This is a genomic window from Bacillus sp. MYb209, from assembly GCF_002975175.1.
Taxonomy (GTDB): Bacteria; Bacillota; Bacilli; order Bacillales; family Bacillaceae_G; genus Bacillus_A.
Map to the genome: position 1 here is coordinate 102,763 of NZ_PCNZ01000009.1, position 14,718 is coordinate 117,480.

The following is a 14,718-nucleotide window of genomic DNA, read 5'->3' on the forward strand; positions in this document are numbered from 1 at the left end:
GATCATAATTTATGAAAACATTTTCAATAAAATTGTTGCTGTTACGACCACTGCTGCCCCGCCTAAACGCGTTGAAATTTGCGCAAACGGCATTAATTCCATACGATTTGAAGCTGATAAAATAGCAACATCACCAGTTCCACCTAAACCACTATGACACCCAGTTACAATCGCTGATTCAACTGGATACATTTTCATCACTTTCCCTACAAGAAAACCTGATGCTACCATTGTAAGAACAACTGATGCACAAACAACAACATATCCTACAGAAAGAACTGCTGCTACGTCTTTTAACGGAATATATAGCAATCCTAAACCGACCATTAATGGCCAAGTGAAGTTCTTTGAAATAAATTTATATAAATGGAATGCACCTTGCTCCATTTTTGCTGGCATTAATTTAAAGTATTTCACAAGTGCTGCTGAAAAAATCATAATGATTGCTCCTGGAATACCAATAAACTTAGAAGCGAATCCTCCGAAAATAAAGAATGTACATGCAATCAATAACCCTGCTCCCATTAATGAGAAATCAATTGGTTTTTCTACATTTTGCCCTTTTAATAACTCTGCTTGATTATCTGTTTTTACTAATACACCATTCCCACTAAGTTCAGGTCTCTTCTCCCCTAAACGTTTCATATAGCCTGCGCTTACGATCGCAAACATATTCCCGATAATAGCCGCAGGAATAAGCTGTGATACAAATGTTGCTGATGATTCGTTTAAAATATCACCGTAAGCTAGCGACAATGGTAAAATTCCTTCTCCAATACCACCACTCACAATTGGTACGATGATAAAGAAAAATGTCTGCTTCATTTCAAACCCAAATAGTGAACCTACTAATAAGCCTACTGCGATAGAAGCTAATGTTCCTACTACTAAAGGAATAAACATGCGAACGAAACCTTGTACTAGCACTTTACGATTCATTCCCAAAATACTTCCTACTACTAAACAAGAAATATATAAATATAAAAAATTCGATTTTTTCATTAACATAGTCGCAGCTTCCATTGAAGCTGGATTCATCCAGTTGAAAAATACAAGTAACGATGGAATAAATAATGAAAGAATTGCTGGACCACCGATGTTTTTTAGAATTGGAATTCTCATCCCAATGTCACCTAAGAAAATACCCATAATCATAATAACTGCAAATCCACCAATCATATCTGCTGGTAATTTATTATATACAGATGCCCCATAAATAATAGCAGCCAATACTACATATAACGGTAAAGGTATTACACCGATTTTTACATTCATAATTTTAGAAGCGAACGATTCTCTTTGTACCTCATTCCCCTCAGAAAATGATACCGCTTCCACATTTTTTTGAATTCCCATATGGCACCTCCTTGTTTTCTTAATAACAATATTAAAACGCTTTCAATAGTAAAAATAGTTTTTGTAAGTTTTGTAACTACTTTTGTAATTAAAAAAAGTATAAGCGACCTATAATAAGTCGCTTATACGTAAAAGTCTATTTTGTTTTGGTCAATACACCTTAATTTACTTACAGGCCTTCCAACATGCTGATACACCATTTCATTCTCTAACACTCCAATTTCAGTCAAAAACATTACATATTTTCGAATAGAAACTCTTGAAACCCCTACTAATTTCGCCATTTCATCTGTTGTAAATGCTTGTCCATGAAGCGATTTGATTTGCTGCCAAATTAGTTGCAGCGTTTGCTTTGTTAATCCTTTCGGAAGCTCTTTATAGATAAAGGACTCTCTTTTTTCTTTTTGTAAAATTAGCGAATCTAATTCCGATTGACTAATTTTTTGTTGATCTTTCATAAAAGTAAGCTTTTCTCGATATACAGTTAATGCCTCTTTAAAGCGTTCAAATGTAAATGGTTTAATTAGATAGTCTACAACTCCATATTGTAATGCTTTTTTGATACTTCCCATATCATGCACAGCTGAAATCATCATAATATCAATTTCTTTTTCTTGATTCCGAATATACATTAAAAGCTCAAATCCAGTCTCCTCAGGCATAAAAATATCAAGTAATATGAAATCTACTCGTGACTTCTCTAATACTTCTATCGCCGATTTTACTGAGTTAACTGCATGGACAAGTTCAAACCCTCCCACTTGCTCTAAATAATGCGTATTTAACATCGCAACCATCGGATCATCTTCTACAATCAAAACTTTGATCATCTTATCTCTCATCCCTACTTTTAGGTATTTCAATCGTTATTGTCGTTCCCGTTCCTAACAATGAATGAACATAAATTTCCCCATTTATTCGCTGTATGCTTTCCTTTACGAGATGCAAACCATACCCCCGATTATCACCCTTTGTGGAATAACCTTTTATAAATAATGCATCAATTTCATCTTCTTTTATGCCTTTCCCTGTATCTTGTACTGTAATAATTAATGTATCCCCATATTGTATTCCAACTTCAACCTGTTTCTTCTCACAATTCGTCACTGCGTCTAATGCATTATTAATTAAATTTCCGACAATGGTGATCAGTTCATGAATGATACGTTCATCATATATTTCTGGTAAGTAAGAATCTTCTTTTATAATTAACTTTATATTCTTCTCTCTAGCATAACTAAGTTTACCTAGTAAAAATCCAGCAAATACTGGGCTTTTAATTTTTTTCATAACCCCCCCAATTTCATATTGATGCTCTGATACCATACTACTTACATATTTCTGCAATTCTTCATACTGTTTCATATGTGTTAACCCTAATACGACATGCATTTTATTCATAAATTCATGAGATTGAGCCCGTAATGCTTCCGCATATAGCCTAATACCAGTTAATTCTTCTGCTAATTTTCTAATTTCTGTTTTATCACGAAATGTTGCAATCGCGCCAACTATTTCTCCTTTTACATATAAAGGAACACGATTAGTAACAATCGTAATTCCATAAATATTTTGTTCTTCGTTTAATTGTACCTCTCCTGTTTGCAACACTTCTTTTATACGTGAATTTGGCATATACAATTCAACATCTTTACCAATAAAATCTTCTTCAAGTCCACTTTTCTTAAATAATCGTTTTGCCTCATTATTTATTAAAGTTACATTCGCCTCTTTATCTACAGCAATAATACCTTCTTTCACCGAAAGCAACATCGTATTTCTTTCTTCAAGAATTTTTGCTATCCTATGCGGCTCAAGACCAAATAAACTTTTCTTTATATGTCTAGCTAGCAATATCGCCCCTATAATGCCAACTAATACTCCAACTCCAACACCGATATACATAATATATCTACTTTCCTTAACTCGCTCTTTTACATTATCTGCTGAAATTCCAACCGCAACCGCTCCAAGTTGTTCCCCTGTTTCAGAAAAAACCGGCACAAATACTCTCATAGAAATCCCTAAAGTTCCTTCTGCTAGCGACACATGTTCCTTTCCCTTCAATGCCGTTCCTTCATCTCCTCCAATGAAATGTTGCCCTATTTTTTGAGGATTGGGGTGAGATTTCCGGATTCCATTCATATCCATAACTACAATAAATTGAACATCTGTACTCTTTAAGAGCTTATTTGTATACACCTGAATCAAGGAGGTATCTACCTTCCCCGCCAACCCATCAATTACAATAGAATCATTCGCCACAATACGTGCAATCGTTTTTGCCTTCTCAGCCTGACTATCTTCTGTCGCCCGTTCAACATTATGGCTAATTAAAATATCTGTTACGAGTAAAGAAAAAATTACAACTGTACACACTAATAATGTAATCGTTTTCCATAAATTCCATAGTTTTTTTCTTTTTCTCATTCCTTCAATAGCTCCCCTAGTTATTAAATAGAAAAATAAGTAAGGTGGTATCATTTTCACCTTACCTATTTGCTGTTATTATACTTTAAATTTACAGTCATTTCTTATAGTTCTTTTCTTCTTCCATCAAATTAACTTATTCTTCTACAGCCGCTGCACTCTTCGTTATTTCACCAACTTAGGAAACAATATATAATAATAACATGTATTATTTTGCTCAATTATGCATTTCTGCATATTTAGTTATTTTTAAAAAGATTAACTTACAGAATAAGAGAACCCCATATAGAAGTTCTCTTGTTTCATATCACTTTCGCTTCTTAAAAACACCTTTTACAAAACTTTCTTTATGATCCATGTACTTCTTTATCCCGACTGAATGCTTCTTAGCATAATCTAATTTTAAATTTTTGTACTCCACTTTCGCTTCCTCATTGGCATTCAAATAATCTCTGAAGAAGATTAAATCATTCCAAATCCCTTTTTCATACTCTACTAAATGGATATAATGTGTGCGTTTTTAAAAAGTAGAATCAGTAAACTTTTCAAAGATAATTTCACCAGGTCGTTCCACCTTTAATTGTAAAAATCCTATAGATTTAAAACCATCCGTAATACACTTTTCTACTGCATTAAAATCCTCTACAGCTACTAATATGTCTATAACTGGCTTGGATACCATACCTTCAATAACTGTACTACCAATGTGTTCTATACGATTCGCCTCTATATGCATATTTTCTTGTATTTCATGTTTCACTTTAGAAAATTCTTTTTTCCATTCATCTGTATAAGTCACTAATTTAATTTCGTCACCCGTTATGCCTAATTTATTTTGATCTTTTCACATAACTAATCGCTTGGCTCCCCATTTGTACCCACGCCTTTTCAAAATCCGCTCTCGATACACTGATATTCGGGCGTTCATTAAGTGGATCTTGAATATATACAGACTCCTTATCATATCCAACAAGAACAACACAATGTTCATTATAAGTAATAGAAACATCCCCACTATTTGTTTCCCATATAGTAAATTCATCCTCATCTAATGGGGCATATGTTGCATTCGTAATCATTACTACCGGTTGCCCATTATTTACACTCTTATAAATTTCTTCTATACTGTTTCCTGTTAAATCTACAGCTTCATTCGGTAAATATTTTTTTGTTAATTGAAAAAGTGGTCCATGATATACACCGTATCCCGATTCAGAAAACGTATAAATGTTCCCAACAAATCCTTCATTCGGATTTCCTCTTACACCATCGTCTAAAAAATTAACTTTTTTTATTTCATTTGCTAGCTTCATCTTATCTGCAGAAACACCCGCATATTGTAACATCATCGCTAAACTTGTTACTTCGCATCCTCTCTCTAGCTCTGGTAACTGCTGAATTAAAGGCACATTTGATAACATGACTTTTTCATCGTTATTACTAAACTCTATTCGTTTTTGACTTTGTATACTTGAGAATAGTAACCCCTTTACTTTCTCCACATACGTTGTAATCCCATTTGTATATACACCCCATATTCCTATACATAGTACGGCCATACATATATACCACTTCCATTTTCGTATCACTCTCACACCCTTTTTAATTCGTTAAATACGAATAAAACGCATCAGCATCTGTTTGAACCATAGGAACAAACTTAAGCTCTTTTCCCTTTTCAGGTTGTTCAAGATTTATCTTCTCCGCTAAATCTTGAATATTCAAATTCGCTCTATCCATACCAAGCTCATCTGCTATTTCTATTACCTTTTGCTCATTTATTTCTCTTAATACTTGATATATATCTTTGCCATATAAATCAATATGATATTTTTTTGCTTCTTCCTGCACTTTTTGTTCGTACACTTCTTGTGCTAACTCTTCCATATCTTTTCCTTGTTGAGCAATACCTAGCTTTTCTGCTTCTTCTCTAACTTTCGTTCCGTAGATTTCTTCCTCAATCTCTTCTATTTCTTTTCCTTCAGTTGAAACACCAAGCTTTTCTGCTTCATTATTAATTTTAATCTTATTAATTTGATCAATTAAACTTACAATCGACGTATTCTCTATAGATATTCCTAATTTCAATGCTTCTTGCCTCACTTTTGTTTCATAAATTTCTTCTGAAAGAATTCCAACATCTTTTCCTTCTGCCGAGATACCTAATTGATCAGCTTCTCTTCCTACTTCCGTCTCATGAATTTCTTTTTCTAACGTAATTTGTTCTTTACCATCCGTTTCAATGCCTAACTTTTCCGCTTTTTCTTCTGTATGCATTGCATGTATTTTCCCATCATTTAATTGTTCTTTACTACGCTGCGTGTAATCTGTCTTTCCTTTTGTCATTCCAGAAGGAGAGGCACCCCCTAATATACTTAAACTCATTACTCCAATAGCGAATACCGTCATCATTTTCTTTTTCAAGACTTCTTCCTCCCTGTCACGCTTTCTTTTTCCATCTTCACCATAATTTTTCCAATACTATACATCAACTTCATCACTGTTAGAAATAACAGTATGATTCATCTAATTCATTCAAAAAACATCTACTCCTGCGTCTCTTTCTATTACAAGTTTCCATGATGTAATACATGCTACAAGTTATTCCTTAACTTTCCCTTAAAAAAGACGACCTTGTAAAAACAAGATCGTCTTCTCACTTATAATCTTTGATTTTTTGGGAAAATCACTTCAAAACAAGTTCCTTCTCCCCATTTGCTCTCTGCCGATATTTTCCCATAATGCTTTTCTACAATCCAATTAGCGATTGAAAGACCTAATCCCGCTCCTTCTGATGGACTTCTCGCTTTATCTCCTTGATAAAAACGATCAAATAACTTTGGAATATCCCCTTCTTTAACTCCTATCCCGTTATCTTTCACTTGTATGCGAATTGAACTACTCGTTTGCATACAATTAATTTGAATATGTCCACCTTCATTCGTATACTTCATCGCATTATCTAGCAATATAACCATCAATTGATGGATTCTCTCTCTATCGCCAATAAACGATATGTCACGTTCTACTTTTAATAGCATCTCTTTTTCTTGATAAGAAGCAATTTCTTTATATGGATCTATTATTTCTTCTAACAATTTATCCAATTCAAATGTTTTCTTATCCATCTCGATTTGATTAGAATCCGAACGTGCTAACAATAATAAATTAGCTACGAGCTTCGATAACCGTCTACACTCCTTTGAAATCGTAGAAATATCCATCGCTTTTTCTTCTATCGTAGCGGATGGTGATTGGAATAACACATCCGTTTTTGATTGAATAACTGCAAGCGGTGTTCTTAATTCATGTGATGCATCTGAAACGAATTGTTGCTGTTTTTCCCATGAATTTTGAATAGGTATGAGCGCTCTACCAGCTAGGAAAAAACCGATACCAATTGCACATAGACTTCCTATGCTACAGCCAATAACGAGAATTAAAAATAAAGTATTTAGCATCTCTTCTTCAGCTGTTGTATCACGTACGATTTGAACTATTTTCCCATCTTTTTGAAACGAAAATGTTCTAAAATATTTGCCTTGCACTTCGATATCTTGTACGGATTCTAACTTTTTGGGATAAAACTTCTCTAAATGCTCTTCAAAAGTGGGACGAAGTTTACGATTATCAACATCTACTTCTACCGTTTTTCCAATCCAAGTTAACTGCACTACCCGCGGATCTCCAACTGGAATTTTTTCCATAAATTTCCTACGAGGGATTTTATCATCTAATCTTTCTCTATATTGAACCGTTTTTTCTATAGATCTATTTACTTCATTATAAGTACGTTTATATGTGTATGCATAAATAATACTGCCTAAAACTCCTATTAATAGGATAAACACTAACGAATTTAATATAGTCAGACGAATGCGTGTTTTTTGAAACATACTTCCTTTTTTCATTGTTCTTTTAATATATATCCAATACCTCGAACGGTTTGAATATCTTTCTGATAACCGAATGGTTCTAATTTTTTACGTAAATGATGCACATACACTTCTACAATCGCTACTGTCGTATCTGAATCAAATCCCCAAACACGATCAAAAATTTGTTCACGCATTAAAATCTTACCGCTATTCTGAATGAGGTACTCTAGAAGTTCATACTGTTTTAAAGTCAACTTAATTGCTTGTCCATCTACTTGTGCATCTTTATCTTTTCCAAACAGTTCGATCCCTTTATAACGAATTGTCTGCTTTGTTGTTAAACTACCACTTCGTCGTAATAAAGCACGAATTCTCGCTTTTAATTCCGGTGCTTGAAATGGCTTAACGAGATAGTCGTCTCCACCAAAATCCAATCCTTTCACCCGGTCTTCCAAAGAATCCCTCGCTGTCAAAAACAGGACTGGCGTTTCAATCTTTTCATCACGTATTTTTTGAATCACTTCAAATCCGTCCATTTCTGGCATCATCACATCAAGTAGGATTGCATCATAAATGTTTTGCAGTGCTAAAAATAATCCATCTTCTCCATTCAACGCTGTATCTACTTCAAACTCATCACGTAAGATTTGGACAATAGACTCTAATAAAGAAGCATTATCTTCTACTACAAGTAAGCGCATATTCTCACCTTCCACAATCTATTTCAACTCTATTTATTATTACATTTCTTCTCTTCATAACGAAAGAATGTAATCATATTATGTAATTTTATTTTCGAATATTTCCTTCTAAGGTTTTGCTTGATATAGAATTTTGAACCTTTATTATAAAAGCTCTTTCTTAAATTTTGCTTAATAAAAAATTGAAAGAAATAAGATTTCCCTTATCTCTTTCAATTTTTTACTACATACACCTTTTTACTCGGCAACTCCAAACAATTTAACTGCCCACCATACACAGACCCGCCATCAATTCCAATAATACGATTACTACCAAAATATACTCCGCAATTTCCATTACCATGAAGCGTCTTCGTTTCCGTATGGCCAAATACAACAACCTTTTCGCCACTATATCCACTATGAAACTCATTACGGATCCACATTAACGTGTACGGTTCAGATTCAGAAACTCGTTTCATCGGCTCAACACCAGCATGTACAAATATATACTCTTCTGTTTCAATGTAATGATCTAGTTCTTGAATAAACTTTACATGTTCTTCTAATACATGAGATTGTAAAACCGGCTTTTGGAAGTCCTCCTCATTAACCGCAATATCTTCTTCTAGGAATCCATAGCTATATAATGTTTTATCGCCACCATTTCTTTTTACCCAATGATTCCATGAACGTTCCTCATCTGTCGTTAACGCTTTAATCATCATATCCTCATGATTTCCCTTTAAAACGAAAGCTCCCTCTTTTTTTAACTCTTTCACCTTTTCAATTACAGCACATGCATTTGGACCCCGGTCCACATAATCCCCTAATAAAATGAGCTGATCCTGTTTCGCGTCGTATTGAGCTTCTTTCAATAATTTCTCGAACTTTTCTATTTCTCCATGAATATCACTAATAACAAGTATTCTCCTCATTTCTTCCCCTTCTTTCTAAACCACTCTCTTTCTAATTATAGATCAAACCAGCAGAAATTTCTGAATCCTAATCCGAAATATCATTTCTTACAAATAAAGCTATTACCCTTACAACAATGTAAGTCTCTTGTCATCCAATTCGATAGTTGTAATTACTACATTTCCTTATACTTAAGGTAAGAAATGAAACAAAAAACAAGGAGAGATGAGATATGAAAAAAGTGATGGAAGTTGTAGTAGCGGTGGCAGTGGTTTTCGTAAATGGCAAACAAGTTGCAATGGAGTTAAACAAATAATGAAAAAGACAAGATTCATTCTAGACCCTTTACTCATATAAAAGAGATAAGAGTTCCTCATTTCTTTGATCCCTTATCTCCCTGTAAAGAAAGCCGTATCCTTTTTAAGGATACGGCTTTCTTTTATTTTTGACTTGTACGAGTTGAAATACTAATTGCTCTATCTGTTGCTTTTGCAGCTTCATCTAATGCTTCTTTACTATTTTTCCCGTCATACATTGCTTCTAATGCTTTTACAACTGCATCTCGTGATTCTGGAAATACACTAATTAATGCCCCTTGAGTTGCTGGAGATTGCTTCGTCGCTTGTAGTTGTTCTACCGTTACTTTTAGCTGTGGATATTTTTCGTATTGCTCTTTTACTAACGGCTCATTATATGCATCTGGATTAATTGAGAAATACCCTGTTGCTGTATGCCATTTCGCTTGTACGTCTGGTTTCGTTAAATATTTCATAAAGTCCCAAGCACCTTGCTGCGTTTCTTCTGAAACCATATTCGTCATCCATAATGATGCTCCGCCAATTACAACACCATTTTGTTTCGTATCTTCTGGATATGGAATATATGCAACACCAACATTAAACTTAGATGCATCAATTAAATCACGAACACCAGCTGAAGAATCTAAATACATAGCAACTTGTCCAGATTGGAATGCGGCACGAATATCATCCCAACTTGCTCCATACTTTCCGAGTGTACCGGCCTTATTCAATTCATCTAACATCCCAAATACTTTTTGACCTTCTTTTCCGTTAAATACTGCTTTCGTAGCTGCATCTTTACGTCCATTCTCTTTATCTACATATAGACCGCCTTGTGTCGCTAATAATTCTTCAAAGAACCAACCATAGTTCAGCATAGAGAATCCATATTGTTTTACATTTCCGCCCTCTTTAATCGTTAACTTCTTCGCTGCTTCTTTTAATTCTGCATATGTTTTTGGAGCTTTCTCCGCATCTAACCCAGCCTTTGCGAAAGCATCTTTATTATAAATTAATACTGGTGTAGATGAATTAAATGGCATAGAGTACATTTTTCCATCAACTGAATAATAATTCGTAATTGCTTTTTCTAATTTTGATGTATCGTACTTATCTTTTTTAATCCAGTTATCAATAGGCGTAATCTTTTTGCTATCAATCATATATTTCGTTGTAATTTCACTTGATTGAACAAGAGCTGGTGCTTCTTTCGTTGCAGCTATCGTTTTGAACTTCGTTAAAGACTCTTCGTATGTTCCTTGAAACTCTGCCTTTATCTCGTATTTATTCTGTGACTTATTATAGTCTGCAACAAGCCCATCTAGCACACCTTGTGTTTTTCCACCCATCGCATGCCAGAAGCGAATTACAGTTTTATCACCATTTTTTTCAACAGGAGCTACTTTTTCCTGTGCTTCAGATTTCCCCTCTGTTTTACTACTTGAACAAGCTGCCCCAGTTAACGCCATTGTGGCTGCCATCAAAAGAGCAGCACTTTTTTTCAATAAACTCATCTCAATCCCACCTTTTCCTATGTATGCTTATTTAATTGCACCTTTTGTTAATCCTTGTTGCAATTGCTTTTGTCCTAAAAATAATAAAATCAATGTTGGAATGACGATAACAGTAACACCAGCCATTACACTTCCCCAATCAGTTGCAACTTCTTGAGACTGGAGCTGCTTCACACCAATTTGAACTGTTCTTACTTTTTCATCAGTGGTCACTAAAAGCGGCCATAAATACATATTCCATGTTGTTAAAAAGCTATATACTCCAAGCGTAATAAAACTCGTTTTACAATACGGAATTACAACACTGAATAAAAATCTTACATTTCCAATCCCTTCAATAAAAGCAGCTTCTTTCAGTTCATTTGGAAGTGTCATAAAATGCTGACGTAGTAAAAAAATACCGAAAGCTGTTGCAAAAAATGGCACTGTCATCCCAGCAAAGCTATTGATCCATCCGAAGTTTTGAATCGTTAAAAAGTTTGGTACCATCGTCGCTTCCCACGGAATGAGCATCGTTGAAATAAACAAGAAGAAAATAAAGTTCCTTCCTTTAAACTGAAGAAAGACAAAAGCATAAGCTGCTAAGCTTGATACGATAAGTTGTCCAAACATAACAACTGTCGATACAATTAAACTGTTATATAAATATGTAAAAAGCGGTACTTTTTGAAAAATATTAATGAAATTATCAAAAGTAAATTGAGTTGGAAATAACCTTCTCATTTGAATATCGTCTGGTGTCATAAAGCTTATTAAAAACGCGTAGAGTACAGGAAAAAATACCATCATCGCACTAATGATGAGCAACATATATAAAAGAAAATTTTGTTTCCATTTTTTCACGATCATTTATAATGCACCTTTCTCTCTGCAAACTTGAATTGAAGTAATGTAGCAATGAAAATGAAAACAAATAATACCATTGCTTGTGCACTTGCCGTTCCAAATTGATGATTCACAAATGCCTCTTTATAAATCGAGTACACAATTAAATTCGTTGCATCATTCGGTCCACCATGTGTTAAAATATCAATTTGCCCAAAGCTTTGAAATGCACTAATCAACGTTACTGTCACGATAAAAAATAAAGTTGGTGATAGCATCGGTAATGTAACGCAGCGAAGCTTATATAAATAACTAGCACCATCTATAGATGCACTCTCATATAAAGACGTATCAATATTTTGTAAACCGCCTAATATAACTAAAAATGCAAATCCTGTATTCACCCAAACAGTTGTAACCGATACAGAAAATAATGCCCAGTCTGGACTCGTTAACCATGCAATTGCAGGGAGATTCATAGAGGCTAATATATTATTAAATAACCCTACGCTTGGATGGAATAAAAATAACCAAATCACTGCACTAGCAGCTACCGATATCCCCATCGTTGAAGAAAAGAGCACCCGGAACAATCCAATACCTTTTACTTTCTCATTTGCAATTAATGCAAGAAATAAAGCAAATACAATACTAGTAGGCACTGTATATACAACAAATAATAAAGTTGACTTTACGCTCTTGTAGAAAGCAGGATCAGAAAATAAATATTGATAATTTTCTAAGCCAACAAAAAGGTTAGCTTCCCCGTGTATATCTGTTAAATAAAAACTATAATAAATCGTCCTAAACAATGGATAGAAAAGAAAAATCGAAAACAATAAAATAGATGGTGCTAAAAATAATAATCCTATTCTTAAATCTTTCGTTCTTCCCCATAATGCCTTCTTTTTTGAAACTTTTGTTTGAGTTGGTAATTTCCCTACCTCAATCATTATTTCGCTACCACTTTTAATCTTTCATTCGTATTCTGGTGAAAGAAGCATAGTTTTTCTTGCGAGAATAATAATTTTACTTTGTCACCTTTGTTCAGGAGTAATTGTCCGATGACTTTCGCACTCCAAGTTGTTCCATTTACCGCAAAGTTTAATATAGATTCATTCCCTAATACTTCTACAGATTGCAGCGTCACTTCTTGTCCTTCCTCAGACAATGCAATATGCTCAGGACGCATGCCTATTCGAATAGTTCCTTCTGGTAATTGCTTTAGCTGTCCAATAGATAATGGGATTTGCAATTGCCCTATATGTAATATGCCTTTTTCTTTATCCACTTCCCCATCATTCATATTCATAGACGGAGAACCTATAAAACTTGCAACAAATTCGTTTGCTGGTTCGTTATATATGTCAAGCGGTGTTCCAACTTGTTGTATACTTCCTTTATTTAAAACCATGATACGATCTCCCATAGTCATTGCTTCTATTTGATCGTGAGTAACGTAAATCATCGTAATTCCTAATCGTTGCTGAATTTCTCTAATTTCAATCCTCATCTGTGCACGTAATTTCGCATCTAAATTCGAAAGTGGTTCATCCATTAAACAAATCGGTGCTTGACTCACAATCGCCCTAGCAAGCGCAACACGCTGTCTTTGTCCACCTGATAATTGCCCCGGTTTCATTTTCACATACTCTTTCAGTCCTACCATTTCAACAGCTTCCATTAATCGTTTTTGCCGCTCTTCTTTCTGTACTTTTCTTACCTTAAGTCCGAATAAAATATTTTCTTCTACAGATAAGTGCGGATATAACGCATAGTTTTGAAATACCATTGATAGATTACGATCTTTTGGCTCTAAATCATTTGCAACACGTTCATTAATAATTAAATCTCCCGAAGAAATTTCTTCTAAACCAGCCAGCATTCGTAATAATGTACTTTTTCCACATCCCGAAGGTCCAACTAAAACAAAAAATTCTCCTCTTCTAATATGAACTGATACGTCTTTAACTGCTGTCTCTTCCGCATTTTTATATACCTTTGAAACATTTTTCAATTCAATCACAAGGTTGCACTCCTTTTTTCTTCTTGTATCCACACTTCATAATGGCTCGTTGAAATTGCACTTGCTCCTGCACGAATTGCAATTTCCGCATCTTCTCTCGTTTGAATTAGTCCGCCTGCAATAATAGGAAATTCTATTTCCTCTGCTAGCTGTTTAATAATAGAAGGCATAATACCAGGCATAATCTCTACTGCATTCGGTTTAGTCGTTTTACAATTTTCAATTGATTTTGTAAGAGATAAAGTATCAACGATAAAAATACGTTGAATCGTTTTCAATCCAATTTTATTGGCATTTCGAATTGTCGATCCCTTTGTCGAAATAATACCTTGTGCTCCGATAACATCTTGAATATATAAAAGTGCTTCCTCTGTGTTCGTATTTAAGCCTTGTATAAAATCACAATGAAGAAATACATCATGTCCATGTTTCTGTAATTCATATACACGCTCTGGTAACTCCAGCATTGAACCAGTCATAAGAAAAACTGTTTTAGGTAATTTTTTGTATGTTTTATACCCTTTCCAATTCTTTATCATCGCGATATAAGGTTCTTTAAACATTGATTCCACCTAGCTTTTCTATTTTTATCCAAACTAAAAACACCTACTTACATAGAACACCTTTCTCCTTATTTGAACTCTAGGGAATAGAGCACACCTAAGAAAGTGGCACGTTATATGTAAGCGGGTGTTCTCAAATGTTCTCTACCCTAGTTATTTTGTTACCTTTACTATATTACGTATTTATTAAGTCAGTTTTGATAAATTGTTAATTAGGTGTTAACCG

General features: G+C 34.3%; 13 protein-coding genes and 1 pseudogene. All 14 read right to left on the bottom strand.

The features are described 5' to 3' along the window. Window positions 1-9: 9 nt before the first annotated feature. Window positions 10-1,356, bottom strand: a complete 1,347-nt coding sequence (locus CQZ94_RS16060; protein WP_105586166.1) for a 2-hydroxycarboxylate transporter family protein — start codon at window positions 1,354-1,356, stop codon at window positions 10-12. Window positions 1,357-1,478: 122 nt separating this feature from the next. Next, window positions 1,479-2,186 (bottom strand): response regulator, encoded by a 708-nt coding sequence (locus CQZ94_RS16065; RefSeq protein ID WP_105586167.1) that lies wholly within the window; start codon window positions 2,184-2,186, stop codon window positions 1,479-1,481. A gap of 1 nt (window position 2,187) precedes the next feature. Further along, window positions 2,188-3,786: a sensor histidine kinase gene (locus tag CQZ94_RS16070; protein ID WP_308727844.1), complete on the bottom strand. Its 1,599-nt coding sequence runs from the start codon at window positions 3,784-3,786 to the stop codon at window positions 2,188-2,190. 307 nt (window positions 3,787-4,093) lie between these two features. After that, window positions 4,094-4,609 (bottom strand): annotated as a pseudogene (locus CQZ94_RS16075) (GrpB family protein). Window positions 4,610-4,616: 7 nt separating this feature from the next. Further along, complete coding sequence (locus CQZ94_RS16080; RefSeq protein WP_105586169.1) at window positions 4,617-5,345, bottom strand: C39 family peptidase; 729 nt, start codon at window positions 5,343-5,345, stop codon at window positions 4,617-4,619. 43 nt (window positions 5,346-5,388) lie between these two features. Beyond that, a complete protein-coding gene (locus CQZ94_RS16085) occupies window positions 5,389-6,210 on the bottom strand; it encodes a transporter (protein ID WP_105586170.1) in 822 nt (273 codons plus the stop codon). Between the two features lie 236 nt (window positions 6,211-6,446). Then, window positions 6,447-7,697 carry a sensor histidine kinase gene (locus tag CQZ94_RS16090; RefSeq protein WP_105586171.1) on the bottom strand — a complete coding sequence of 417 codons (1,251 nt, stop codon included), beginning with the start codon at window positions 7,695-7,697 and terminating at the stop codon, window positions 6,447-6,449. Continuing rightward, window positions 7,694-8,365 carry a response regulator transcription factor gene (locus tag CQZ94_RS16095; RefSeq protein WP_105586172.1) on the bottom strand — a complete coding sequence of 224 codons (672 nt, stop codon included), beginning with the start codon at window positions 8,363-8,365 and terminating at the stop codon, window positions 7,694-7,696. Before CQZ94_RS16095 ends, CQZ94_RS16090 begins: the two co-directional genes overlap by 4 nt. Window positions 8,366-8,577: 212 nt before the next feature. Next, window positions 8,578-9,282, bottom strand: a complete 705-nt coding sequence (locus CQZ94_RS16100; RefSeq protein WP_105586173.1) for a metallophosphoesterase family protein — start codon at window positions 9,280-9,282, stop codon at window positions 8,578-8,580. A 419-nt stretch (window positions 9,283-9,701) separates the two neighbouring features. Beyond that, window positions 9,702-11,078 carry an ABC transporter substrate-binding protein gene (locus tag CQZ94_RS16105; protein ID WP_105586174.1) on the bottom strand — a complete coding sequence of 459 codons (1,377 nt, stop codon included), beginning with the start codon at window positions 11,076-11,078 and terminating at the stop codon, window positions 9,702-9,704. Window positions 11,079-11,105: 27 nt separating this feature from the next. Further along, window positions 11,106-11,927, bottom strand: a complete 822-nt coding sequence (locus CQZ94_RS16110; protein ID WP_105586175.1) for a carbohydrate ABC transporter permease — start codon at window positions 11,925-11,927, stop codon at window positions 11,106-11,108. Beyond that, window positions 11,924-12,856, bottom strand: a complete 933-nt coding sequence (locus tag CQZ94_RS16115; RefSeq protein ID WP_105586176.1) for a carbohydrate ABC transporter permease — start codon at window positions 12,854-12,856, stop codon at window positions 11,924-11,926. The genes CQZ94_RS16110 and CQZ94_RS16115 overlap by 4 nt, the downstream gene beginning before the upstream one ends. After that, the gene (locus CQZ94_RS16120; RefSeq protein WP_142395849.1) at window positions 12,856-13,929 is read right to left on the bottom strand and encodes an ABC transporter ATP-binding protein; all 1,074 of its coding nucleotides are present in this window, start codon (window positions 13,927-13,929) and stop codon (window positions 12,856-12,858) included. The genes CQZ94_RS16115 and CQZ94_RS16120 overlap by 1 nt, the downstream gene beginning before the upstream one ends. Continuing rightward, window positions 13,926-14,492 (bottom strand): glycerol-3-phosphate responsive antiterminator, encoded by a 567-nt coding sequence (locus CQZ94_RS16125; protein WP_105586178.1) that lies wholly within the window; start codon window positions 14,490-14,492, stop codon window positions 13,926-13,928. Before CQZ94_RS16125 ends, CQZ94_RS16120 begins: the two co-directional genes overlap by 4 nt. Window positions 14,493-14,718: the final 226 nt, after the last annotated feature.

Excerpts from the sequence above, each read along its gene's own strand:
- CQZ94_RS16125 (WP_105586178.1), bottom strand. The coding sequence starts at position 14,492 with ATGTTTAAAGAACCTTATATCGCGATGATAAAGAATTGGAAAGGGTAT.
- CQZ94_RS16090 (WP_105586171.1), bottom strand. The coding sequence starts at position 7,697 with ATGAAAAAAGGAAGTATGTTTCAAAAAACACGCATTCGTCTGACTATA.
- CQZ94_RS16065 (WP_105586167.1), bottom strand. The coding sequence starts at position 2,186 with ATGATCAAAGTTTTGATTGTAGAAGATGATCCGATGGTTGCGATGTTA.
- CQZ94_RS16105 (WP_105586174.1), bottom strand. The coding sequence starts at position 11,078 with ATGAGTTTATTGAAAAAAAGTGCTGCTCTTTTGATGGCAGCCACAATG.
- CQZ94_RS16095 (WP_105586172.1), bottom strand. The coding sequence starts at position 8,365 with ATGCGCTTACTTGTAGTAGAAGATAATGCTTCTTTATTAGAGTCTATT.
- CQZ94_RS16115 (WP_105586176.1), bottom strand. The coding sequence starts at position 12,856 with ATGATTGAGGTAGGGAAATTACCAACTCAAACAAAAGTTTCAAAAAAG.
- CQZ94_RS16060 (WP_105586166.1), bottom strand. The coding sequence starts at position 1,356 with ATGGGAATTCAAAAAAATGTGGAAGCGGTATCATTTTCTGAGGGGAAT.
- CQZ94_RS16110 (WP_105586175.1), bottom strand. The coding sequence starts at position 11,927 with ATGATCGTGAAAAAATGGAAACAAAATTTTCTTTTATATATGTTGCTC.
- CQZ94_RS16080 (WP_105586169.1), bottom strand. The coding sequence starts at position 5,345 with ATGGCCGTACTATGTATAGGAATATGGGGTGTATATACAAATGGGATT.
- CQZ94_RS16100 (WP_105586173.1), bottom strand. The coding sequence starts at position 9,282 with ATGAGGAGAATACTTGTTATTAGTGATATTCATGGAGAAATAGAAAAG.
- CQZ94_RS16070 (WP_308727844.1), bottom strand. The coding sequence starts at position 3,786 with ATGAGAAAAAGAAAAAAACTATGGAATTTATGGAAAACGATTACATTA.